This window comes from Moorena sp. SIO3I6 (assembly GCF_010672095.1).
Genome location: NZ_JAAHHU010000056.1, coordinates 16,403 through 40,831 on the forward strand (window position 1 = coordinate 16,403; position 24,429 = coordinate 40,831).

Sequence of the window (24,429 nt, forward strand, 5' to 3'; positions counted from 1 at the left end):
GGTGCTTAATTGCTAATAAAACCCTTAAATAAACATTCATCGTTAATACTGAAAAAATACTTACTTAATTTATTTATATTTAATTTATTGAAATTTTTGATTTTTGTACGGATTTACGTTTTTTTGACTTTTGCATATAAACCGTAAAAAATACCCCCCCCAAAAAAAAATATACACATATCAACCTTGAACGGAAACAGAGATATTTCATGATTAATTTAATATTAGGGATTTTAACTAGGTAAATTTTATGGTTTGTAACCCAATACCCTATGAAATTCAGTGCGTTTGACTAGTTATCGAATGGGGTTATAGCTACGATTCATGGCAACTGGCAATAAGCCATTAAACATCAACAATCAGGAAGTTCCCTGACGACCAAATCATTCCCGTAACTAGGCTTTGTCAAGCAGTAAGAATTAAATAAAAGCAATGTCTGACACATTTTCCTCAACTCATCCACTTCTGAGTGTTGCTCACTGGGACACTCAGACTATCAGCTACAGCTTCTATAACAATGCCAACGGTGGTTCTTATTACGGAGATGAAACGGGGGTTTCAGAGATATCAGAAGAAACCAAAGACAATATCAGAAGCATCTTCGAAACTCTGGAAAGATACCTTGATGTTGATTTCCATGAGGTACCAGATACGACAACAGACTATGGTCTATTGCGCTACATGGTATCTGATGGTCCGGGCTATTCCTATGCCTATTTGCCTGAGGGATTTAACTTCAATTTCGGCAATGGGTGGGATGTGGCCGGGGATGTGCATTTGAACCCAGCCTACGACACCACAGGTAAGAACGGAAACGGATTTGCTGACGACCCAGGGAATCATGGCTACATGACCCTGATTCACGAGACATTACATGCTCTGGGTTTCAAACATCCTAATAAATACGAGGACCATGATCACGGTCCATTTTTGCCCTTTAACGAGGACAATACCACCAACACAGTAATGTCGTATAACTTTGCTGGGAAATCAGCGATTACCCCAATGATTTACGACATTCAAGCATTACAGTTAATCTATGGAGCTAGGGAGTATAACCACGGGGATACTACTTACTCCTTTGACAGCGTTTATTACTACACAGATGGTAGTGAGGATTATGGTGCAACCAAACCGATTAAGCAAACCCTCTGGGATAGTGGTGGTGAAAATACTTTAGACTTTTCAAACCTGGCTTTTTTGAATACAGGTTACCACTTTGATATGAATGAGGGGGGTATTATAACCACCCAAAACGCTTACAATGGTAGCTCTTATAAAGCTAGGACCGATGACAGCGGAACAAAATACCTTACGTCTGAATCTGGAACTGCGATCGCATTCGATACAATTTTTCACAATCTGATCAACTCCAGCAGTAACGATTACATCATTGCCAATAGTGCAGCCAATATCTTTAGCGGTTATGAATTGGGAATTTCCACGGGTGATGATATTATTGAAGGTTGGAACTATCTAGATACTTTAGATCTTTCCGAATATGCTTCCTCTAGTGTAACCCAAACTCAAGAGGGTTATGACCTGATTCTTGATCTAGGCTGGGATAGTTCGATTACCCTCAAAGACTACTATGCAGTCTCTCAAAGCGATCGCCTTAACATTACCTTCGAGGAGGATAGTCAACCACCTGTATGGGAAGAGATTATTATTCCGGACACCATAACAAATATTAGCGACGTTCAGTATGTGGCAGAGGAGCCTCAACCTACCAACACTGCTCCGACGGATATCACCCTTGATGGCAGGAGTGTCAAAGAATTCAGTAAAAATGGCACTACCATTGCTAAGCTGACTACTAAGGATGTTGATTCCGGAGATAGCCATACTTATAAATTATTAGATGATGCTCAAGGTCGCTTTAAAATTGATGGCAATCGACTAAAAGTCAAAAATGGCCACCTCATAGACTTTGATGACAACTCTAGTCACTCGATCAAAATCCGCACCACCGACTCCGGAGGTAAAAGCTACGATAAAACTTTCACCATTGAGGTCCTTAACCAGAATTTTGCTCCGACGGATATCACCCTTGATGGCAGGAGTGTCAAAGAATTCAGTAAAAATGGCACTACCATTGCTAAGCTGACTACTAAGGATGTTGATTCCGGAGATAGCCATACTTATAAATTATTAGATGATGCTCAAGGTCGCTTTAAAATTGTTGACGATCAACTAAAAGTCAAAAATGGCACTCTCTTAGACTTTGATATCAACTCTAGTCACCCGATCAAAATCCGCACCACCGACCAGGGGGGTGAAAGCTACGAGAAAACTTTCACCATTGAAGTCCTTAACCAGAATTGGAAAAGCAAATCGATTAGGGGAGACCGTTACGATAATCGGCTTGAAGGCGGTCATGGTGATGATAGGCTTTGGGGTAATGGCAATAATGACACACTAATTGGTGGCTCGGGTCATGACACTCTTTCAGGAGGTTCTGAGGATGACACTCTTGTTGGAGGTTCCGGTAACGACTTTCTCAGAGGAACTTGGGGCAATGACAATCTCTATGGTGGGTATAATGATGACACTCTCGGAGGTGGTCAGGGAGATGACTACCTTTTTGGGGGTGTTGGCAATGATAGGATCATGGGAGATGTGGGTAACGATACCCTAGAAGGTAGTTCAGGTCAGGACACTCTAAGCGGAGGTTCGGGTGATGACCTCATCGAGGCTGGGACAGAGGATGATACTCTCAGAGGAGGTGAGGGAAATGACACCCTCAAAGGTGGCTCTGGCAATGACTACCTTAGAGGAGACCAGGGAAATGACAGCCTTGAGGGTGGCTCTGGTAACGACTATTTGATTGGAGCTTCGGGTAATGACAGTCTTGATGGCGGGAGTGACCATGATACCTTAAAAGGTAGCTCTGGGAATAACTATTTGATCGGAGGTTCGGGTGATGACCTCCTCGACGGTGGCCGGAACCATGATAGTCTTGAGGGTGGCTCTGGCAACGACTATTTGATCGGAGGTTTGGGTGATGACCTCCTCGACGGTGGGCAGCACCATGACTTCCTTAAGGGTGGCTCTGGTAACGACTCTTTGATTGGAGGTTCCGGTAATGACACCCTCAATGGAGTTGGAAATGGTTCCCGAGGTAATGGTGAAATTGATGTTCTTGTTGGTGGAGCTTGGTCAGATACTTTTATCCTAGGAGATGATCATCGCGCTTTCTACCAGGGTAAGGGCGACAATGATTATGCAGAGATTTATGACTTAGAATCTAAAGACATCATTCAGCTCTATGGTGTAGCGGATCAATATGATTTGGTTGACGCTGATAATGGGTTACCCGGTAGCACAGCTTTATATTTTAAGAATGATTTGATTGCAGTATTACACGATGTATCTGTGAGTGATGTCAGCAGTAGACTTGAATTTCTTTCCTAATCTGACCAGTTGTAAGATTGGCAAGATGACCGAAGTTAGGGAAGATGGGGAAGAATCTACCGAGAGTCGGACTGATTTTTCTGCATGTTTTAATTTAATAGGATTGCTATACTTTTATCTGCTTTTGTTTACCAGTTACCAATTACCGACTAACTATATTTCTCATCCATTAACCAAACATTAACAAAAACGGGATAATGCCACCCTTGAGTTTATAAACTCAAGGGTGGCATTACATTTATTATTTATTTATTCTGTATAGTCTTCAGGTTCGAGTCTTGGTATTGCCTTCGTTAAAAAGAATTATCATGGATGGAATTATCATGGATTCCGTCATTAGAGGTTTCACGAGTAGCCTTATTGACCTCTTTATGGTTAGAGTTATTTCTTCCTTGCCAATGCTGATTAACTTGTGATGAGCGTTCATCAGTCTCAAGAAGTTCTAGAGCTTTTCTGTGAGATGATGGTAGGGAATCCATTGACCTAGAAGATTGTGGTGAGGTACCCCTCCAAGTTTTCCAGGCAGCTTTGACACCCTTAACCACATTACGAGTATTCTCTTTGACTTTTTGGGCTTGGTTTTTAGCACTGCTGATACTGTGGTCAACCTGTTGAACCACGTGACCAGCACTTTTGACTCCTTGATTAAGATCATCGGTCAAGTCGCTGATTTCTAACCCTGTCAGCCTAATGGCTTCTAGGGTCGGTGGTAATTCCCGATTTAGGGTATCAGCTAATTTTTCCACACTATGAGCTGCCCGCGCTAACTCTTGTACAGCAGGCAATAATGTTACCAAAACAGCGGTTAAACTAACTGCTACGAGCAGAAAGGACAGCCCGAGCCAAAATAGAGGATCAATCACAAAAAATCCTAGGATGTTGGGAAGCCCCGTCTATGGGGGAGAGGGGTGATGACCGTTGATTTATTATACAGGTTAATCTATGCTATGATTCGGTAACTAGCAATGGAAAATCGGAGTTTACAACTTTTTTGTTCAAGCCGATACTTTTTAGCTACCAGAATCTACCAAAAGCAAATTCTGGCTCGCCAATGCAAGCTGATTGCTCAGCCAGGGTGTATCTACCAAAGCCCGCAGAAAAATTCCACGAGCACCATTGATGTCTCTATCCATCATCTGGCCATCGATTTTTGATTTGATGATTTTACTGCCACCAATATTGATTAATTCACCAGTCCAGCTGACGGTCTTGCTGGTATAAGCTTCGCAGACATCAACAACAACTTTCCCATTTTCGCTTGCTTTATGCTTAAGGAACTCTTTAAACCGATAATGAGCAAAAGAGAGCATATTACGAACCGTTTTAGATCTAAGTTTCCGATTCGGCTTTTTGGACATCTGAGACGTCTCAAATGTTGGAAGCAATATTACGTCAAAGTTGTCAACTAGGAATCTGGCAGCCTTGTGATGTAACTCGTTGATAAAGTTTTGGATTTTGATTATTATCCGCCTGGCAGCTTTTCTCATTCGATATTTTCCCTTGCCTTTAGCCTTACTGATTTTTGAGATCAGATTATCTAGATGTTGACAAAGTCTTTGAATCCTAGAAAAGTCGCCATGGCCAATTTTTCCAACGGAAGTCTCGCTAAAAAATGTCAAAAAAGTCCTAACACCAGGATCCAAAGCAACTACTCTACCTTGGCTTTCGGTCTTAAGGTGAGCTGTTTTGTAAGGGACTACTAGGTAATAATCCCCATTGGTGCTAGTTAATCGACAATCACAGATGTTCTCGGGGAGTGTTTCAGTAAAAGTTAATTCACCTAACTTTGTGTGGTAAATTCCTTGAGCCGAAACAGCCGACTTAGGGATGTAGCAAGATTGAACGGGATTCTTGCGAGACCTAAATCTAACCCGATTAAACTGCCCAGTCAAATTGTATTTTTTCTTGGCCTCCCTAACGGCGGTGCAAGCATCCTTAATCGCTATTGATTTGATTTGATAAGGTACTGCCTTGCACCAGTCGGGAAGGTCATTTAATATATCAGTCTTAATGGCAAACCAGTTAGCTTTTACTTCGCCATTTTCAAGTATTTTGACGGTTTTATTGAAAACATAACGGGAAACCCCAAACCACTGACGAATCATTGAGCGCTGTTCAGGGTTTAGGAACACTCGAATCTTCTTGGATTTTTTGGCCGTATTTTCGGAGTCCGTGGACACGGCTTGAGAAGACGTGAATAATGGAGATAATATCTGCGGTAAGTTCCGATTCCGGACAACTTTCAGGCTGGTCGAGAACCAAGATTTTTCCACCGTTGAGACTGACCAAGTATTCAAAGAGTTCAAACCCAAATCGGGTAAGTCGGTCTCTACAGGCAACAACAATCGTGAGCTGATCACAGCGCATAAGTCGTTCCAATATGGCTCTAAGACCTTTTCGCTTGTAGTTGAGTCAACAGCCGATATCTTTGATGATTTCCGCTTCCGGGAAGAGGGAGTGCATGTATGCGATTTGCCTGGCGATATCGTCAAATTGTTTGCTACTACTGACTCGGCAATAGCAGATAGTAACTGCTTGTCTTGCTTGTCGTCGTCCAAGGCTAAGCCAGCTTTCGGTGTCAAACAATCTGGTTCCACCTGGCGTTTTTTCACATTTGATCGTCCCATGGTCTGCGTACTTCCTTAAAGTGTTCCTCGAGAGTCCCGTAAGTTCGACCGCCTTAGGTCGGCTACAAGTGCCATGGCTCTAATCTACCAATTAGTTGTAGATTTTGTAATATTAGTTGACACTTTTGCTAACTGTCACACAACCCTCGCCTTCAGTAATTAAGCTTAAGTCAACTTAACTGACTAGCCAGCGTGAAGTCTTGATAAAACACCCTTGAGAAAACACCATTAAGCTCGCCCAAACTTTAATCAATTGTATGCTATCAGTTTTCGTGACATTTGACAACGTATTTGACAAGGTTTAGTGATATTATTGGCTAATACTTGCAGCATTATGATAAATTTTTCCATTTCCGATCTTCGCGAGTCGGCTAGCCCACACAAAAACAGGGCGTTGTCCTTGTAGGGAGATAATTTATGGATAAGGGGAAGAGGGGGAAGAAGCGGAAGAAGGGGAAGTAAGAAAAAACCCATGACATCTGGCCAATCGGCAACACCAAAACAAGAAGTAGACCTTCTTACCCCCCGTCCGGGATGCCTAAAGCTAATGTTGATTAGCGGACGAGTTGGACTCTGCGGCAACTTCCGACTCGGACTTTATTGGCTCTACGCTTTCAGCCACAGAAGCTTTTTCAGCCACAGAAGCTTCAAGACCTGCTGCGATCGCTACCTTTAGTCGAGCTAGGGTATCATCCCAGTTACGCAGTGTGGAATCGGAAAGGCGATCTGCCTGTAGTTGCACACTGCTAGAAAGATCTTCGGCTAATTCGGGTAAGGCATCCGCCGATTTTTTCAAGAGCTTGCGTGTATCGCGACCAGTACGGGGGGCAATTAGTAACCCTACGACTGTTCCTACGGCACTACCCAATAGCATGCCACCGATAAATGCTCCAGCACTTTTTTTTGACATCTTTTGATTTGTTTTCCTACAACAGTTTTAGATAAATGGGATGGATAAAACTTTAATAGTAAATGGTTTTGGTTTATTATCCTACAAGTAGCTTGATAATTGATCAGTAGTTAGTAGGCTAAGAGTGTAGGGTTTCTCACGACAGGTACGGTGAGACTGATCTAAGTTGCCCCTTGGGCTTGGTGAGGGCTATGCTGGGAATACTACAACCCGATACTAGTCATAACCCGATACTAGTGCGATCGCTCTCGAGGCACTAAGCTGTTCTTGCTAGTAGGTTTATAACTAAAGCGCCACCTAAATCCTCCAAATTTTTGAAGCATACCCAACAGTAGAAAAATTTGCTTGAGTGTGTGTAGCTGAACCTGTAATTGTTGATACTCCTCTCTCAAACCATGAATACCTACTTGTCCAAGAACAATTGCCTTGGGAGCACTATATAACTTTTTAGAGATACCGCGTTCAACCCTTTCCAACTGATTAGCGATAGATGAAAGCCACTGTCCCAATCGCCACACTTGGCAAGCAGCGTATAGACACAACAGGGAGAGCACAACATTGATAACGATTACAACTATCATCATCAAGATACCAGTGATACAATTGACTTTACAATCATAAGATGGCTAAGGTTGGGCAACTGGGAGAAAATTTAGTCGCTAGGTGGTTACAAAGCCAAGGCTGGGTTATCCTAAACCATAGCTGGCGCTGTCGATGGGGAGAGATTGACCTAATTGCCAAAGGAAACCCGGTGGCATTGGCTTTTGTCGAGGTTAAAACTCGCAGTCGAGGGAATTGGGATGCTGATGGTCGAAGAGCGATTACACCACAAAAGCAAGCTAAACTCCGGCGTACAGCTGAGTTATTTCTGTCAGAACATCCAGATTTAGCTAATTTACCCTGCCGATTTGATGTTGCTCTTGTCCGTTGCCAGTGCCTGAAGCAACCTTTACAGTCTACAACCACAGATCAAGAGATCGAATTTCCGATCGTTGAGCTAGCTCAACCGGTATTGGTGGCAGGGTATAAGCTGATTCTACAACACTACATGCAGTCAGCTTTTGATTAGCTACTCGGCTTGGGTGTTGGGTTTGGCTGCTAGCTCATCCTTTCTTAATCGTCAAGATTGCCTTTTGGCTTGCTTTTGCCTGATTTTTTCGGGACTTGCTTCAAGGCAATAGTGAGCGCCCTTTATCTCAACAAACCTTGAGAGGCTTCCCAGGTGGGAGTGTCACAAACATACGATTTTTTCAGGCAGACAGATTCTCCAGTATTACCTAATCTTAAATAAGAAACAGATACCCATTGTCATAGCTTGGTATAAACTGAATCATATCCATCACTCCTCAAGAGTAGAAAAATGGAAAGCCTCACCATTGCTATGGTCGAGTGGATCATAAAACTGTTCCGCGTTTACCTGGTCGCTGGTTTGATTTTTGCGGTTCCTTTCGTCATCTTTGGGGTGCAACGGGTTGATCCCAATGTCCATGGATGGGCGATCGGCTTTCGCATTATGATCATTCCCGGTGTGACTGCCTTCTGGCCGATGTTTGCCACTCGCCTGTTGAGAGGAAAAACTCTTCCGACTGAACGCAATGCTCACCGTATATCGGCCAAACGACTGACCTGAAAGGGAAATGCTATGATTCTCGCTCGCCGTAAAACTCACTTTTATTCCTTTGTGGTACTAGCAGTTGTCCTACCAGTGTGCTTCTTGGCAGGGATTTTACTGCGTCCTAGTTACGAACCAGTGGATGTAGCTACCAATAAATTATTTACACAGGCAGGGTTCGTGACACAAACCCAACCCAGAAAAGAAATTGGCTCAACTAAACTTGAGGATGGAACATTTCGGTTTCATGTTGAAACCTTTGTCAATTACCAAGGCAAACTGGTCATGGAATTGAAGTCTGATTCTTTGCTCCAAGTTCCTGACCCCTTGCTGTATTGGGAAGCTACTAAGGAAGCCCCCACAGAAATTAGCGATCGCTCTATACTGCTAGGCAATCTGGCAGGGTTATCTCGTAAACAATTTTTGCTTCCTGGCAGTGTGCGAGGTAAAGCGGGACATTTGCTGATCTACAGCCAGGGGCAACAGAAGCTTATTGCAGCTCTACCATTGCGAGCCAAACTGACTACAGTTTATCGTTATTAGTGCTTAGTAAATAAACGAAATTTTAATGATAGTTACTAATGAATAATTACCAATGAATAATGATCAATATAGCGGTTTTTAGCCTAATGAGGTACACAAAACTTTTTACCTCTTTCCTCTTCCGACTTTACTGCTCCCTGCTCCCTGCTCCCTGCTCCCTAAAAGCCAAAAAATTGTACCTTACTAGCTTAAAAACCGCTATAGCAATAGCAAATAACCTTTAGTAAAACAATGAGTGTTGCCTATAAAGCTGTTCTGTGGAACCGCCAGAAGTTTATTTACGATGCTATCCTTCTGAGCCTAGTTATCCTTTATATTGTACTTTTCATCAATGTTACCCAGTGGTTCGATAGCAACATCGACATCAGGGGAGTCAGGATTCGCGCTTTTGGCTCAGCTGCTTTCATCCTGCTCCACGTCATCTTATCCATTGGTCCGCTAACTCGCCTGAGCCCAAAATTCTATCCCCTGCTCTACAATCGGCGTCATATGGGGGTTACGATGTTCTTCTTAGCCCTCCAGCACACCCGCCTTGGCCTGCAATGGTACCACGACTTCGGCAATCTCGAACCTTTGGTTAGTCTGTTTCTGAGCAATACTAACTATTTTACCTTTATTCGCTTTCCCTTCCAGGTTTTGGGATTTGTTCCCCTGGTGATCTTGTTCCTAATGGCAGCCACTAGCCACGATTTCTGGCTGGCTAACCTAACCGCTCCGGTTTGGAAAGGTTTACATATGAGCGTTTATCTTGCCTACGGACTACTGACAGGTCATGTCCTGCTAGGAGCACTGCAAACTAACAAGCATCCAGTTCTGACCCTTGCTGTTGGTGTTGGACTAGTGTGGATTGTGGGAGTGCATTTGGCAGCAGGGATTCGGGAGTTCGGGCGGGACAATCAGGATCTTGTTACAGGAAACGAAGAATTTGTGGATGCGGGCAGCATCGCAGAAATCCCGGAAAATCGAGCTAAGATAGTCACTCTCGGAGGCGAGCGGGTGGCAATTTTTAAGTATGACGGTAAGATTTCTGCGGTTTCCAACGTCTGTCAGCATCAGAATGGCCCTCTAGGGGAGGGAAAAATTGTGGATGGCTGCATCACCTGTCCATGGCACGGCTACCAGTATCTACCAGAAAATGGTGCTTCCCCCCCACCCTTTACAGAAAAAATCCCTACGTTTGATATTAAGTTAGAAGGCGATCGCATTTTGGTGAAAACTATACCGAACCTTCCTGGTACCAGCGTTAGTCCTGCTGTAATTGCTATGGAGGAACAGAGGTGACTACCAACAGCGAAGGTCAAAACACCGATGAATTTTATATCGGTTATGGTAAGGTGCCGACCGGCATCAAACGGTTTTTGTTAATATTGATTCCGGTCTTAGCCCTGGTGATTCTGATTCTAGGGGCTGTCTTCCCCTTAATTCATTACCAGTTTAATTCTGGAAAGGTCAATAAGGCTCAAGAGTTTGAAGGGTTGCTGTTAGGACAACCTGTTCCTCACTTGCTGGTACCCCGTCCAGGGGATACCTCCTCCCAAGCCCCCTACTCTCGCTACTTGCTCACGGGTCCGGGAAAAACCTCACCCAAGTCCAGCGTCTTGGATCAAGTGGGAAAGTGGGTCAAGCTAACCGGTAGTCCAGTTTATCGCAACAACCTTACGGTGATAGCAGCTCGCTCTGCAGAGGCAATTGACCCTCCTTCGGGAGCAGTGAAACCGGATGCGGGTAAATCTCTGGGTGAGTTCTCCCTCTTAGGAGAGATTTTAGACAGTAAATGCTACCCCGGGGTGATGAAACCAGGACAAACTAAAACCCATCGCTCCTGTGCCATTCGCTGCATTAGTGGTGGCGTTCCTCCAGTGTTCTTAGTACACAATCAGCAGAGGGATAATATTTATCTGCTCCTAGTAGATCGGCAAAACCAGGCAGTTAACTCCCGGATTTTGGACAAGGTAGCTGACCCTATCCGGATCACTGGGGAAGTAGTTCAATATGGGGATATGTTTGTTCTCAAAGCTGACCCGGAAAGTTATGAGCTGGTGACTCAGTAAACCTGGGGATGATGGGCAATCGATGGGTAACGGAATTACTCACACTCCTCCGATTCCCCACGCTTGTAGAGAATTTGACAAATGATCTGATATATGTATTAACAGAAAAGGATAGATTTAGGTATTCCTATCCCCCCCTTTTAGGTGTTACCTAGTCATTGATTTACCCATTGCTCTGATTACTGGACTAATGCTTCTCTAGGAAAGGATACACCACTCTTCCTCAATAACGGAAATGATTGCCAATAGTATCAATAACCTTAATCCCAAATTGCTGCTAGTTGTCTCCCGGGCCCTGGCAGCATTGCGACCCTCGGTGATTGCTTTCCTAATTGCCAACGCTAGTATGCTCAGTGGCGGGAAGGAAACACCAATATCGTTTTGTAACGTTCTGTTTGTTGGCAATCTCTGTGCGTCTTTGGCAGTGGTGGCTTTTTTTGGAGCGATTCCTATTCTAAATGAACTCAGAAAGTTGAATGTAAAGCTGCTTCTGGGACTGTTTATTAATGGTTGTTTAGCAGCCTTACTGTCTGCACTGATTTTCCTGGGACTACAACACACTACTGTCACCAATGCGGTCTTATTGGGGCGATTTGGTCCGGTGCTCTATGCTCTGGCAGGAGCAATTTTCTTTGGCAAGCGTATTCTGAAATGGGAATGGATTGGCTTTTCTCTGATTGGCGTCGGTATTGTTGCTATTGTTTTCACAAGCAGTAATTATCAAATCAATCAGGGAGACCTTTTAATCCTGGCATCAACGTTTTTGTATGCAGTTACTTCGATTATCGGCAAGTTGACCCTTTCTAAACACAACAGTTTGTCGGTAATTGTCTTCAGCCGTAACTTTATATCAGCTGTAATATTTTTCTCGATCGCTAGTTATTTATTTGGCCCGTCTCATTTTGGAGATGTCTTTTCAGGTCAGCTTTGGATGGTGATGAGTATCTATGCGCTAATTATCATCGTGATTACCCAATTTCTCTGGTACGCTGCCCTGGAAAAGTTAGACTCGAAGACGGTAGGTAAGTGGACTGTATTATCCCCCGTATTTGGGATAGTTTATGCGCTAATTCTCAATGGAGAACGCCCTTCACTGATGCAAGTAATAGCATTTATTGTGATCATGATTGGAGTCTCGATCACTAACTTTAGTAAACAACAGCCCCAACCAACACAGGAAATTGCAGCTAGAGGAGAAAGTTCTGCATCTTCTATGTAAGTAGATAGCAGTTATCAATTCAGTGAGGTAGTTACTAGGAGTGGGTAGGGAGTAGGGAGTAGGGAGTAGGGAGTAGGGAGTAGGGAGTAGGGAGTAGGGAGTGGGACAAAAATCGGTGTACCTCATCAGTATGATAATTGCCATCAAAGGAGTAGAAAAGAGTTAGCAATCGGTATAGTTTAATCAGCTTGTAATTTAATGAAAGTAAGAAGTAATATAAGAAGTAATGTAAGATGAAATTACTTTCCATTTGCAATCCTTCTCGATACTCTAGTCCGTTACTGGACATACCCATCTTTTACCAACGGCTAGCCCTCGACGAACGATTTGAATTCTTCCACATCCCTACTGAGGGCGTCTTCACCCAAGGAGCAAATACTAAATTGATTCAGGTAGCTCCGGTGAAGGGAATACTACCTTACACTACCTTTCTTGAATTAGATTCACAAGTCCGGGATTGGCGATCGCTAGAGGAGTTTGACTTGGTATTTTGTCGCACCTTAAAGCCTTTTCCTGAAGGATATCTAGATAGACTACGATTGTGGGAGCCTTTTGTAAAATTTGTCAATAGTCCTACGGGAATTCATGAGCAAATTCAGCAAGAATTCCTCCTCAAGGTAGCGAGTAAATTTACCCCAGACATGGTAGTAACCGATAGCTGGATGGAAGCATTGACTTTTTTTGAAAAGCACCAAGTTATTGTGGCTAAGCGATATAATAGTTGTGGTGGTCGAGGAGTTTTTAAAATTTGGTATGACAAGGGTCATTTCCTAGTGGATAATCCCTTTGCAGGTACCAGGGAGTTTACTCACTTTTCTGAGGTGATGAATTATCTGAAAGGTTCCACAGGCAAACCACTACAATTTGTGCAATACTTGCAGCGAGTTGATGCGGGAGACAAGCGGATTGTTGTGGTAGATGGTGAAATTTACGGTGCCTATATCCGCCGCTCGAAAAGTGGTCATTGGGTGCATAATGTCAGCGTAGATGGAGAATGTTTTTTATCAGATATCAGCTCTGAAGAAAAAGAAGCAATTGACGCCACCTTTGAACACTATCGCTGTCGGGGTATACATACCTTGGGATATGACTTTTTGATGAATGATGAGGGTAACTGGTGCATTAGCGAAATCAATGGAGGAAATATTGGTGGCTTTGCTAGATTAGAACTGTTAACTAACCAATCGATAATGGAGCGATTGTTCACCTGGATGATTGAGTTTTCTCGAAAGCCGAGAAAAAAGCTATAGTTGTGTTTGGTTGAAGATTAGGAGTGTTTAGTTCTCTAAATTATAATTGAGAGCGAGTAAATAATTAGGGCAAAAAAAATAAGTGCAGAAAAATGTCAACTAAACAAGAGAATTTCTGTGCAGATTTATCAGAGCATCCCAACATTCTGGTAAGGCAATATAAAGATACTGATTTCCAAGCAATTGCATCTATCTATAACGAGTCTATCGCTGCAGGCAACAGTACGATGGATTGCCAATTTTATACCGCTGAGGACATGAAAGTACTCGCGAATAAGTTTGGCGATCGCGAAACCATACTGGTTGCAGAACGAGAAAGCTGTGTGATTGGGTGGGGTGTAATCAAGCGCTATAGCCCTCGCTTAGGCTACCGTGTTTGCTGCGAGATTTCGATTTATTTTTCTTTAGCGGAAACTGGTAAGGGTTACGGCAGTATTTTACAAACAGCATTGCTCAAGAAAGTTGAGGAGTTTTGCTATCACCATGTCGTTGCTAAAATTCTTGCCTGCAATCAAGGGAGTATTGATTTTCACAAGCGATTTGGATTTGAGGTTGTAGGTGTTCAAAAAGAAATTGGGTTTTTCAAGGGACGCTGGCACGACATGGTTATTATGCAGCTTGTTTTGTCCCATATCCTACCTTACCGTCCTGAATTATAACACTCTGTGTTTTATTTTTGAACATGGGAGGAGCTTGCAACCGATAGTTCGAGCGGATTTAACGGATGGGAAGATGGGAAGATGTGGGGAGATGGGAAGATGGGAAGGAGGTCGAAGAGGTGCAGGGATTTCTTTCTCGTTTCAATCGGGCTTACTATAGCTTGAAGAAATCTTTGATGATATGAGGAATAATCATCATGTGTACTAAATAAAAATAAGCTGAGATATTTCTCAATCTTTTTCAGAGGATAGTGAGGAATTTATCAGCTTTCTCTCAGCCTAGAGCTTTAAGGTTTATACAGTAAAGTCAACCAGTGAGGAATTATTAGTTAGGTAAATCTAGGCATGAGGGATTAAGTATTAGGGATTAGGCTTTGAATAGTAAACTCTAACACCATTACCCTAACACCATTTCTTCACCTAGTAATACTATCAAGTTCGGTTAATCCATTCTAGGATGGTTAATCCGATTTTGTTAATTTTAAATTTTTAAGTCTCCATTTTCATAGGAATCAAGTTTTTTCAAAAATTAGAGGATGGAAAAATGATTCAGATTATTCAGGCAAACTCGACTTCTGTATCCGACCAAAGTCTTCCCGAGAGTATCCAGCGCTTAATTAGTAATATCGAAAGTCAGTCGGTATTGGTACCGAAAATTGCTCGTCAGTGCATTTTGGATGCACGCATCTCACCGGAAGACTTGATTAGATGGGCTGACTTTGATCATCCCATCACCGAAAGCTACGGTCGAAAGCTACTGTACGAGTGCGATTCCTTTGAAATTATGGTGATGTCTTGGGCTCCAGGAGACTACAGCACGATTCATGACCACGGCGTAGCCCAATGGGGAGCAGTACAGTGCTTTGGCGAGGCGGAACACTACGTGTATACCTTAACAGATGGAGTGCTACAAACCCTGAAGCGGTTGGACTTTAGGTCAGAAGAGGTAAAGGCGGTAGCTGACGATATGATTCACCAGATGGGCAACCCCGGAGAATCCTGCTTTTTGAGCCTTCATGTATACGGGTGCCAAAACCCCAAGGGCTCCATCACTAGCAACGCACGAATATTTGACCTGCTTGAAGGCAGTATTCAACGAACTGATGGAGGGGTATTCTTCTGCTTGCCAGAGACACAAATTAAAGAGCGCCACTACGGCTTACAAGCAGACGCTGACACCATGCTCAGGCACCACGAAAAAATGCGCGATCGCATTTGTCGAATCCTTGCAGTACAGGACAATCCTCTACTGCGCTCAAAATTAGCTGTGTTAGACGAGCAAATGTCACAGCTCAAGTAAGCTAAAGATAATTGGTAATTGCTAATTGATAATTGCTAATTATTACTTTTCAATTTTCAGTTTTTAATTTTAAAATGACCAATGAATAAATCAATCCAAACTAATTTGAGAACCCCATAGGTCTTGAGGTAGAAATGAGCGGTCCATCGGAATTGGTGCTACTGGTTCAGTTAGGGTAAATTTGCCACTCTCAATCCATTGCTTTAATTCCAGAGCAACTTGCCGGGAGAGGAAAATACTAGCAAGAGGAGCTACACGTACTAATTTACCATCAATAGTGATCCGACCAGACTTCAGCTGAGCGTAGCTGACTAACCCAAAGGTTGGACGCACCCGTCTAGGAATGGCAAAATCTACCACTGGTGCAACAATGTCTTGATCTTGTACAGCACAACGTTGCACTACTTCTTCATTCAGTACTGGCATTGGTACGCCCACACCTAGCATCAGAGAGGGGCCATAATTTTTAAAGTAACAACCCCGTACCCATTTGGGATTCATTTGCTTGGCATCTCCAATTAAAGCTAGAGTTGCTGCTGGTCCTATGGGTGTTTGATTGGGAAGGCGTTTTTGCAGTGGGAAGTGTTGGGTCCCTTCCCAAGCAATATAGCCAATCCCTCCACCCATAAAAATCCGCGTGCCAATACCCACTAGCTTCAGTTCCGGATCATTGATTAGGGGTGAGATTGCTCCTGGGTTAGAGTAAACTGCATTGGAGAGTTTGGGCTGCAACAAACCCAGATAAGTATACAAGGGGCGATCGCCTCCATTCACCCCTACAATGAAGTTTTGATACAGATTGCGGGGATTGAATAAATAAAACTGATTAATCCTATCCTTAGTGATCGTGGTCTCAAAGGAGCCTCTAGGATAACAATCTGTCACCTGTCCGAGGGCTTGCAGGTGGACGGGTTTCCCAGCAATCAGGTCTTCAATGACATCACCACCACCCCTTTGCCTCTGTTCGTCCATATCTGGAATCTCACGGTTATCTGGGTAGTCAACAACTTGAGTTGCTCCCAAAAACAAATCCACTGCTCCGAAGCCAGTGTAAGCTGGAACTCCATCTAACCAACATTTCCGTATTTTCACGGGTGGGTCAGTATGTCCCAAATTCATGATTGCTCCGGAAGACTCCATCTGCTCAAAGGTACCGGTAGTAATGATGTCTACTTCTTTCGCTGCCTGAGTGACACCGATGTCTGCCACCCGTGCTTTTAATTCTTCGACTGTCCACACTACGGCACAGTTACCCTCGATTTTGTCATTAATTTGAGCAATGGTTCGCATAGGGATTGGGAATGGGGAGAAAGGTTTTCCAAAATATCACTTGCCAGTGGTATCCTAGGTGACATACTCCCGACGTTGCCCTAACGGGACAACGCGGGCTTCTTGCCAACACCACCCAACGGTTTGGTTGCTCGGCAAGCTTTACTACTGACGGGATGCCCCACCGCCAAATTTAAGATATTTTTAGCTGCATTCACATCTCTGTCTTCCACGTACCCACAATAAGGACAGGAGTGAATGCGATCTTTTAGTTTTTTGGGTACTTTTTTCCCGCAGTTAGAACAGTTCTGGCTGGTATTTCTGGGATTTACCGCAACCGTTAACAACCCAGCCTTCTCGGCTTTGGTTGATAGGATTAACAGAAATTGTCCCCATCCAGCGTCTAGAACTGATTTAGCCATTCTGGTTTTGGCCAGACCTTTGATGCTCAGCTTTTCGTGAGCTACTAGATCATGATTATCTAGCAGTCCTTTGGCTGTTTTAAAGTGGAAATCTTTTCTGGTGTCAGCTACCTTTTTGTGGGCTTTACCCAGTTTGATTACAGCCTTCTTTCGGTTATTGCTGCCTTTTTGGGATCGGCTAACAGCTTTTTGGATTTTCTTGAGCCGTTTTTGAGCTTTTCGGTAGTATTTGGGAATTTCTACCTCGGTGCCATCAGACTTGATCAAAAAGGACTTAAGTCCCATGTCAATCCCAATTGGATTAGATACTTTATCAACAGGAATTACCTCGGGAACAGTATCATCCTGGATTGACAGGGTGACATAGAAACCATCGGGTTTGCGAGTAATTATAGCTGTCTTGACCTTGAATCCGTCCGGGATTGGCCTATGATAGACCATTTTGACCCAACCAAATTTTGGCAGCTTTAAACTGTTACCATCGACAGGATTTTTGCCAAGAGAGGGAAAAGTCAAAGAACGATATCGGCCTTTACCTTTAAATCTAGGTCTGCCGCTTCTTTTCCCGTTGCAGTCCCCTTTTAGATAGCGTTTAAAAACTAAATCTACCCGCTTGACACAATCCTGTAAAACGTGAGCGTGGATTTCTCCATACCACGGCCTATTTTTCTTGAGTTGAGGCAGAGTTCGCTTTTGGTAGTAATAATCCGGATTATCTCTAAGTTCTGGTAAATGACAAACAAGAGGACAAGCGTTAATAGCGCACCTATTTTGTTCGTACCAGGAGAACCGATCAGCTAGCAAGTAGTTGTACTGGCAGCGCAGCATTTCTAGCCACCTTTCTAATTCAATGGTTTGTTGTTTTGTTAATCGTAACCTGTACTGATAAGCAGCTCTCATTAATCTTGTCCTTTGTTTTTCGACCTATTACAATTATTCTAGTATACCTCCAGTCAATTAGCAAGTCAAAATTCCAACACAAAAAATGACAATTAGGATTACTTATTTTGAAAAAAGACAGTTAGAACAACAAGCAAAACGACGGGGTTTGTTCGCGAAGCGTGGCCTACGGCCAAGTTACCGTACATTGTCGGGCTATCCTTCCCGACGCCCACCTTGTCAGGTAGGGCGCGGGGCTGCCGCCCATTAGCTCACCTCGGTCAGCCGAGCGTGATCATAGGCAGTTGTGAAAATCCATAGCTTGGATTGTAACGGCTCAAGGCTTATGAAGGCTTACTCTTCCTCCTTCTCGATTTGATATGATTTGTCGGATTTGGGGTGATTGTCCGATTCAGTGCTATCCTGGGAATCCTTTGATGTAGTTGGGCTGGCTAAATCAGGATTTGGTGATGCGATCGCAACGGTTTCTGTAGAGGTCTGGGTATCTCTGATTGATATCGGACTAGTTTTCCATTGATCGAGGATATCTTTAATTAAAACTTCTTTTAGCCAAACCTGAGCAACTACGGTTAATGGTAAAGCTAACAGTAAACCTAAAAAACCAAAGAATGTCGCGAAAAATACCTGAGCCAAAAGGGTTACTGCTGGTAGCAGGGATACCTGTTGCTTCATGACCAGGGGAGTTAGCAAATTACTTTCCACCTGCTGAATAATGATGTAGAGAATTAAAACAGCGATCGCTTTCCAGGGTGCATCTAGTAGAGCGATCGCAATTGGTGGGACTACACTCAATCCAGGGCCAATATTGGGGATAAATGTCAAGATACCTGCCAAAGCCGCCTGTGCCAGTGCCAGTTCCACTTGTAGGATGACCAAACCCACAAAACTTAAGCCAGAAATGGCAGCAATGTTAACGAGAATGCCTACTAACCACCCCCGTAAAGAGTGATCACATAGAGTCAAAATTTGATCAACTCGACGGCGATAGAAAGATGGGAAAAGTCGGATAAAGCTTTGACGATAAGCCTTGGGGTCAGCCAGTAGCATTATAGTCAAAACTAATACCAGCAAAACTTGGGCTACGACAGCCAAAGAGTTAAAGGCAATGGAGAATCCACCACCCAATAACTGATTAAGTAACGGTTGTAGCTGTTGAATTAGCTGATCTAAATCTAATTGGATCTCGGGGAAAGTAATCAGATCTGGGGGAAGACGCGCTGACAACACATCCAACCACTGACCTAATTTTTCTATACCCCTAGGAACCTGATCAATCAGCTCTAGCACTTGGTCGGCAAACGGTGGAACAATTAGCCAGTAAAACCCTACCGTTAGAGCAACCATCAGAAGAATTGACAGCAGCACAGCAAAAAGCCGTTTGATGCCAACCCGGCGGAATTTTTCCACCAAGATATTTAAGGCATTGGCAAGTACCACAGCAGTAAATATCAGCAGCAGTACTTTACGGATTTGCCACAGGATGTATAACGAAAGGATAAAGGCAAGTAGACCAATCCATGTGCCTAGACTCATGGTGAAACCTCCCAGTGGCTCTAGCAGTCCCAGACCTAATTCTAGTTCTATGGGGCTCAAAAACCTGATCTTACCTCAATCCTACAGATTTTAGGTTTTAAATTAGCTTCTAAAACAGACATGATGCGATTAGCCCGAAGGGCTACGCTACGCGAACGCTCCGGGAGCAGAAGATGGTGGTGATGGGGTGATGGGGTGACAAGCAGCTTTAAAGGTCGGGTGGGTGTAGGTGGGGTATCCTGGTCAGAATTTTGATCAATTAGCGTACGCTTGCTTTGATGATCACATAATTCATGATCACCTTGGGAAACATAACTATGCTCTTTTTAGTCTAATTAATCGCTTCTACTCATCCTCAAGGAAGATATATTTAATGTTTATTTCCCATCGTTGGCAGTCCAGAATCGCTCTACTCACCGCATTGGGGATCACTTCAACTGTGGCGTTACCAATGTTGATAGCGACTCAAGCTAATGCCCAGTCTAGATTCTACATCGAGCCACAGTTGGCTCAATTTACCCAAGTCATCATTCCTGCTGGGACTTTAATACCAGTTGAATCCGACGACGCCAAGAGAGTTATTGTCACTCGTAATGAAACTCTACCGATAACGGTGATAGTAGCTAGAGATGTAGTCTCCTTTTCAGGAACCCTCCTAATTCCAGCAGGTAGTGAGATTGAAGGTGAAGTGCGTCCAGTTCAAGGAGGTTCTCAGTTTGTCGCCGAAAAGTTGATTCTCAGGGATAGTGATCAATCCTTATCCCTTGATGCCACCTCCGAGGTTGTCACCAAAACTGAAACCATTACCAAAAACACTGATCCCGATTTGCTCAAAGGTGCTGCTATTGGTGCAGCTGCCGGGGCTGTACTCTCTGAAATCTTTGGTAAGCTTGAATTTTGGGAAGTTTTAGCTGGTGCTGGACTCGGTTTGGTTACAGAACTTCTCCTTGCAGGAGGTCAGGAAGACGTAGAAGTATTTGTCATCGACCCTGACACAGATTTAGATGTAACCTTGAAGTCTGATTTAGTCCTTAACCTTGACAATCGCTAATTTGAAGGATGAAGGATGAACCGATACTTTTTAGCTACCAAAATCTACAAAACGCAGATCTCAGCCCACTAATGCAAGCTGCTCTCGCAGCCAGGGGGTATCTCCCAAGGCTCGCAGGAATATTCCACGAGCGCCGTTGATGTCTCGATCCATAGATCGACCATCAACTCTAGATTTGATTGTTTTACTGCCGCCAATGTTTACCATTTCACCAGTCCAGCTAACAGTCTTGCTAGTATAGGCTTCGCAGACATCTACTACTGTCTTACCAGTCTCTTTAGCTTTATGCAAAAGAAACTCTTTAAACCGATAATGAGCAAAATTAAGCATATTGCGAACAGTTTTAGATCTGATCTTCCTATTTCCTTTTTTTGACATTTGAGATGTCTCAAAAGTGGGAAGTAATATCACATCAAAATTGTCTACAAAGAACCTGGCAGCTTTGTGGTGTAGTTCATTTATCAGGTTTTGAATCCTGATTATCATTCGGCGGGCAGCCTTCCTCATTCGGCGTTTCTGCCCACGTTTAGCCTTAATAATCTTGGAAAGTAGATTATCTAAGTGCTGGCATAGTCTTTGAATTTGAGAAAAGTCTCCATGCCCAATCTTTCCAACGGAAGTTTCGCTAAAGAAAGTGAGAAAGGTTCTGACTCCAGGATCTAAAGCAACTACTCGGCCTTGGTTATCGGTTTTATCTTTCGTTGCTTCATGGGGGACTATCAAGTAATAATCCCCATTGTGGCTGGTTAGTCTGCAATCTCCAATATTGCTGGGGAGATACTCGGTATAGGAGATTTCCCCTAGCTTGGTGTGATAAACACCTTTCTCAGATACTGCGGACTTTGGAATGTAGCAAGACTGTCTTGGATTTTTACGAGATCTAAATTTAACCCGATTAATCTGAAAAGTCTGTTTGTACTTCTTTTTAGCCTCCCGCACAGCGGTGCAAGCATCCTTTATCGCTATCGACTTAATTTGATAAGGCACTGACTTGCACCACTCGGGTAGGTCGTTCAATATACCAGTTTTAATAGCTTTCCAGTTAGCTTTAACTTCGCCATTTTGAAGAATTTTGACGGTTTTATTGAAAACGTAACGGGATACCCCAAACCATTGGCGAACAAGCGTACGCTGTTCAGGGTTTAGGAACACTCGAATCTTCTTTGATTTTTTTACCGTATTTTCTGAGTCCGTGGACTCGGCAGGAGAAGACGTGAATGATGGAGAGAAGATCTGCTGTAAGTTCGGATTCTGGGCAACTTTCAGATTGGTCGAGAACCAGGATTTTTCCACCGTTGAGACTGACCAAGTACTCAATGAGTTCAAATCCGAATCGGGTGAGCCTGTCTCTACAGGTAACAATAATTGTGAGCTTATCTCCGCGCACAATTCGTTCCAATATGGCTTTAAGACCTTTCCTTTTGTAGTTGAGTCCTGAACCGATGTCTTTGATGATTTCCGCTTCTGGGAAGAGCGAGTGGAGGTAGGCAATTTGCCTGGCGAGATCGTCTTTTTGCTTGTGGGTACTGACTCTGCAATACCCAATACTGAATTTACGAACTCGATCCACGTCTCCTTTGAAGCTACCAAATCTGAGCAAGCTATCTGTGTCAAAGATCCTGGTTCCTCCAGGGTTTTTTTCGCACCGAATTGTGCCATTGTCCGCATACTTCCTTAGAGTGTTTCCGGATAATCCCGTAAGTTCGACCGCCTTACGTAAAGGAACTAGTACCATGATTAAAATCTAAGACATCTTTGTAAATAGTGCAAGATTTTTGTAGAAAATCGTTAACAGTGGCAAGCCTTTTGACGATTATTATCAGCTAGCTCTATGCGCTGTCCCTGATTCAGCAAGCTTTGTAGATCGGTTGTCACCCTTTAAGAGTGAGAAGCTACACATTCTTCTGATGATTCTCCAGCTCCATCCCGGACTTTGTCAAGCCCCTACCTGAATCCTTACCCCTGGAGGCTGTTACCCCTCATACTACTTACCACATATACTGATAGCTTATAAAAGATAGGGTTAAGGGAAGGTTAAGGATAAACTATTAATTTATACCAAAGCCGCCTTAATTAATTACCTATTTTCAATTAAAAAACAATTAGTATTGGCAGACCATGATAAAATTCATTTCAATGAAATCAATTCTAGAAAATGTTTCTATAGCTTTTTTGGTTGCGGTATCCAGTTTGTTGATCTGGTGTCCCAATCCAGCAATGGCGATCGGAACTACCTGTATGGACTTAAGCGGAGAATATCGAATTCAAGTGGTAGCAGACAATAGTTACCTCCACGAAAATGGTTTGGGGGACAAGCTTGTTTCCACCCGCTATCAGCCCAACGATGACTACACCAAGTTCATCTTGACAGAACGTCTGGGGGACAGTTCTTACCGGATCCAAGTCAAGGCAGACAATCGTTACCTCCACGAAGATGGTTTGGGGGACAAGCTTGTTTCCACCCGCTATCAGCCCAACGATGACTACACACGCTTCTACTTCGACAAGAATGATGATGACACCTTCCGCATTCGGGTCAAGGCAGACAATAGTTACCTCCACGAAGATGGTTTGGGGGACAAGCTTGTTTCCACCCGCTATCAGCCCAACGATGACTACACACGTTTCTACCTTTGGAAGAAGGTTAACTAAAAATCTGGGCGTTGCTTAATAATTGAATGATTTTAAGAGTGAGGTGGAATAGACATCTTAGTGGAACGTGCAGGATACCCGTTTCCTCCCTCAGGCGGGCAGGATACCCACCCTACTTCTATTAATTCCTTGATTCAGCCCTTAGCTATCAGCTATCAGCTATCAGCTAAGGGCTGAATCCTTACCTTAAAGATATACCCTAGTACAAGTTTAAGACAAAAATAACAGAACAAGTTACAGTTAACACCCAATAGGTCAATAGCCTAGTAGCTTACCTAAGGCTGATGGTGGTGATGGAAATCCCTCTGGACCACCCCGTCCTTCTGTAGTTGGTATTCGTCGCAAGTCGGGTGACAGGCTGGTTTAGACTAATGTTTGTTTAGACAAGACAGCAGGATGAGATAAGACATTTTATCTTTGCGATTCTATCGCTTATTTTCACACCTTTACAATTGAGATGCTGGCATTCGCTTATAGATTCGTCAGCTTTCTCTTTTTGTTGTTATGGCTCTTCCGTACCTGTTATTATCAACTATTAATGTGAATCGGCTGAAACGACTACCCTATATAGCAATTATCTCTCCCATGAGGTGCAAAGCGATCCCCCTAAATCCCCCTTATCAAGGGGGACTTTGAAGTTTATAAGCGTACCTAATAAATGCAATAAACCCTATAATAAACTATTACCAATTTTGATAAAGTTAGCAAAAAAGCTATCTAGATCTGCTTCGTTAATATCTGGATTGCTGAGAATGAAGCGAATTACAATCTGTTCTTGATAGTTAGAGTAATTGACTAATGCTTGACCAGAGCGCATTAATTGATCACGTATCTCCAGATTAAGCTGATCTAAACCATGATTAGACAGACTGTTATCCCTGGGATTATAGCAGGGTAATCGCATCTAATTTGGTATAAATTGTACTTGACAAAAAAAACGGTTGCATGAACAAGTCCTTCATCTCTCATCAAGGGTAACCTAGGATGTGTAAAGGGTTGTATTTTCTCGTCACTCAT

General features: G+C 43.3%; 25 protein-coding genes. 14 read left to right on the top strand and 11 right to left on the bottom strand.

Annotation, left to right across the window (positions count from 1 at the left end; genetic code table 11):
• The first annotated feature begins 432 nt into the window (after positions 1-432).
• On the top strand, positions 433-3,414 hold the full coding sequence (locus tag F6K49_RS17530; RefSeq protein ID WP_293070956.1) for a hypothetical protein: 2,982 nt from the start codon (positions 433-435) through the stop codon (positions 3,412-3,414).
• Positions 3,415-3,707: 293 nt separating this feature from the next.
• On the opposite strand, the gene F6K49_RS17535 is transcribed toward F6K49_RS17530, so the two are convergent.
• From F6K49_RS17535 to F6K49_RS17550, 4 genes are all read right to left on the bottom strand, one after another.
• The gene (locus tag F6K49_RS17535) at positions 3,708-4,277 is read right to left on the bottom strand and encodes a DUF948 domain-containing protein (RefSeq protein WP_293021066.1); all 570 of its coding nucleotides are present in this window, start codon (positions 4,275-4,277) and stop codon (positions 3,708-3,710) included.
• A gap of 147 nt (positions 4,278-4,424) precedes the next feature.
• The gene (locus tag F6K49_RS17540; RefSeq protein ID WP_364303894.1) at positions 4,425-6,041 is read right to left on the bottom strand and encodes a transposase; all 1,617 of its coding nucleotides are present in this window, start codon (positions 6,039-6,041) and stop codon (positions 4,425-4,427) included.
• Between the two features lie 544 nt (positions 6,042-6,585).
• Positions 6,586-6,951 carry a YtxH domain-containing protein gene (locus F6K49_RS17545; RefSeq protein WP_075902592.1) on the bottom strand — a complete coding sequence of 122 codons (366 nt, stop codon included), beginning with the start codon at positions 6,949-6,951 and terminating at the stop codon, positions 6,586-6,588.
• 233 nt (positions 6,952-7,184) lie between these two features.
• Entirely contained in the window at positions 7,185-7,535 is a 351-nt protein-coding gene (locus F6K49_RS17550; protein WP_293070960.1) for a hypothetical protein, read from the bottom strand.
• A gap of 38 nt (positions 7,536-7,573) precedes the next feature.
• Between F6K49_RS17550 and F6K49_RS17555 the strand changes: the two genes are divergently transcribed.
• From F6K49_RS17555 to F6K49_RS17585, 7 genes are all read left to right on the top strand, one after another.
• Positions 7,574-8,020 (top strand): YraN family protein, encoded by a 447-nt coding sequence (locus F6K49_RS17555; RefSeq protein WP_293098654.1) that lies wholly within the window; start codon positions 7,574-7,576, stop codon positions 8,018-8,020.
• A 291-nt stretch (positions 8,021-8,311) separates the two neighbouring features.
• Entirely contained in the window at positions 8,312-8,581 is a 270-nt protein-coding gene (locus F6K49_RS17560; protein WP_293021063.1) for a hypothetical protein, read from the top strand.
• A gap of 12 nt (positions 8,582-8,593) precedes the next feature.
• Positions 8,594-9,106 (top strand): hypothetical protein, encoded by a 513-nt coding sequence (locus F6K49_RS17565; protein WP_293021061.1) that lies wholly within the window; start codon positions 8,594-8,596, stop codon positions 9,104-9,106.
• A gap of 86 nt (positions 9,107-9,192) precedes the next feature.
• The gene (locus F6K49_RS17570) at positions 9,193-9,330 is read left to right on the top strand and encodes a hypothetical protein (protein WP_293098658.1); all 138 of its coding nucleotides are present in this window, start codon (positions 9,193-9,195) and stop codon (positions 9,328-9,330) included.
• Positions 9,331-9,337: 7 nt separating this feature from the next.
• Positions 9,338-10,387 carry a Rieske 2Fe-2S domain-containing protein gene (locus F6K49_RS17575; protein WP_293021057.1) on the top strand — a complete coding sequence of 350 codons (1,050 nt, stop codon included), beginning with the start codon at positions 9,338-9,340 and terminating at the stop codon, positions 10,385-10,387.
• The gene (locus F6K49_RS17580) at positions 10,384-11,157 is read left to right on the top strand and encodes a hypothetical protein (protein WP_293098662.1); all 774 of its coding nucleotides are present in this window, start codon (positions 10,384-10,386) and stop codon (positions 11,155-11,157) included. Before F6K49_RS17575 ends, F6K49_RS17580 begins: the two co-directional genes overlap by 4 nt.
• Positions 11,158-11,392: 235 nt before the next feature.
• Complete coding sequence (locus F6K49_RS17585) at positions 11,393-12,376, top strand: DMT family transporter (protein WP_293052435.1); 984 nt, start codon at positions 11,393-11,395, stop codon at positions 12,374-12,376.
• A gap of 34 nt (positions 12,377-12,410) precedes the next feature.
• Here the strand turns inward: F6K49_RS17585 and F6K49_RS17590 are convergent, their stop codons facing one another.
• A complete protein-coding gene (locus tag F6K49_RS17590) occupies positions 12,411-12,626 on the bottom strand; it encodes a hypothetical protein (protein WP_293052438.1) in 216 nt (71 codons plus the stop codon).
• On the opposite strand from F6K49_RS17590, the gene F6K49_RS17595 reads away from it, so the two are divergent.
• From F6K49_RS17595 to F6K49_RS17605, 3 genes are all read left to right on the top strand, one after another.
• Positions 12,610-13,626 carry a hypothetical protein gene (locus tag F6K49_RS17595; RefSeq protein WP_293070975.1) on the top strand — a complete coding sequence of 339 codons (1,017 nt, stop codon included), beginning with the start codon at positions 12,610-12,612 and terminating at the stop codon, positions 13,624-13,626. The two genes, F6K49_RS17590 and F6K49_RS17595, sit on opposite strands and share 17 nt — an antisense overlap.
• Positions 13,627-13,718: 92 nt before the next feature.
• Complete coding sequence (locus F6K49_RS17600; protein WP_293070977.1) at positions 13,719-14,285, top strand: GNAT family N-acetyltransferase; 567 nt, start codon at positions 13,719-13,721, stop codon at positions 14,283-14,285.
• Positions 14,286-14,829: 544 nt separating this feature from the next.
• Complete coding sequence (locus F6K49_RS17605) at positions 14,830-15,585, top strand: cysteine dioxygenase (protein ID WP_293070979.1); 756 nt, start codon at positions 14,830-14,832, stop codon at positions 15,583-15,585.
• A 90-nt stretch (positions 15,586-15,675) separates the two neighbouring features.
• On the opposite strand, the gene F6K49_RS17610 is transcribed toward F6K49_RS17605, so the two are convergent.
• Entirely contained in the window at positions 15,676-16,875 is a 1,200-nt protein-coding gene (locus F6K49_RS17610) for a homocysteine biosynthesis protein (RefSeq protein ID WP_293040327.1), read from the bottom strand.
• A gap of 80 nt (positions 16,876-16,955) precedes the next feature.
• Positions 16,956-18,176, bottom strand: coding sequence for a transposase (locus F6K49_RS17615; RefSeq protein ID WP_293098666.1), 1,221 nt, complete (start codon positions 18,174-18,176; stop codon positions 16,956-16,958).
• A gap of 85 nt (positions 18,177-18,261) precedes the next feature.
• Between F6K49_RS17615 and F6K49_RS17620 the strand changes: the two genes are divergently transcribed.
• Positions 18,262-18,426, top strand: coding sequence for a hypothetical protein (locus tag F6K49_RS17620; RefSeq protein WP_293098669.1), 165 nt, complete (start codon positions 18,262-18,264; stop codon positions 18,424-18,426).
• A gap of 83 nt (positions 18,427-18,509) precedes the next feature.
• Here F6K49_RS17620 and F6K49_RS17625 read toward each other — a convergent pair whose 3' ends face one another.
• Positions 18,510-19,709: an AI-2E family transporter gene (locus tag F6K49_RS17625; RefSeq protein ID WP_293021044.1), complete on the bottom strand. Its 1,200-nt coding sequence runs from the start codon at positions 19,707-19,709 to the stop codon at positions 18,510-18,512.
• Between the two features lie 373 nt (positions 19,710-20,082).
• On the opposite strand from F6K49_RS17625, the gene F6K49_RS17630 reads away from it, so the two are divergent.
• Positions 20,083-20,760, top strand: a complete 678-nt coding sequence (locus F6K49_RS17630) for a hypothetical protein (RefSeq protein ID WP_075902617.1) — start codon at positions 20,083-20,085, stop codon at positions 20,758-20,760.
• 60 nt (positions 20,761-20,820) lie between these two features.
• Here the strand turns inward: F6K49_RS17630 and F6K49_RS17635 are convergent, their stop codons facing one another.
• Together F6K49_RS17635 and F6K49_RS17640 are read right to left on the bottom strand one after the other, a co-directional pair.
• Positions 20,821-21,912, bottom strand: a complete 1,092-nt coding sequence (locus F6K49_RS17635; protein WP_293098672.1) for a transposase — start codon at positions 21,910-21,912, stop codon at positions 20,821-20,823.
• Entirely contained in the window at positions 21,896-22,495 is a 600-nt protein-coding gene (locus F6K49_RS17640) for an IS607 family transposase (RefSeq protein ID WP_293098675.1), read from the bottom strand. Before F6K49_RS17640 ends, F6K49_RS17635 begins: the two co-directional genes overlap by 17 nt.
• Positions 22,496-22,896: 401 nt before the next feature.
• Between F6K49_RS17640 and F6K49_RS17645 the strand changes: the two genes are divergently transcribed.
• Positions 22,897-23,412: an RICIN domain-containing protein gene (locus F6K49_RS17645; RefSeq protein WP_293098678.1), complete on the top strand. Its 516-nt coding sequence runs from the start codon at positions 22,897-22,899 to the stop codon at positions 23,410-23,412.
• A gap of 670 nt (positions 23,413-24,082) precedes the next feature.
• Here F6K49_RS17645 and F6K49_RS17650 read toward each other — a convergent pair.
• Positions 24,083-24,316, bottom strand: coding sequence for a hypothetical protein (locus F6K49_RS17650; RefSeq protein ID WP_293098681.1), 234 nt, complete (start codon positions 24,314-24,316; stop codon positions 24,083-24,085).
• Between the last annotated feature and the right edge of the window lie 113 nt (positions 24,317-24,429).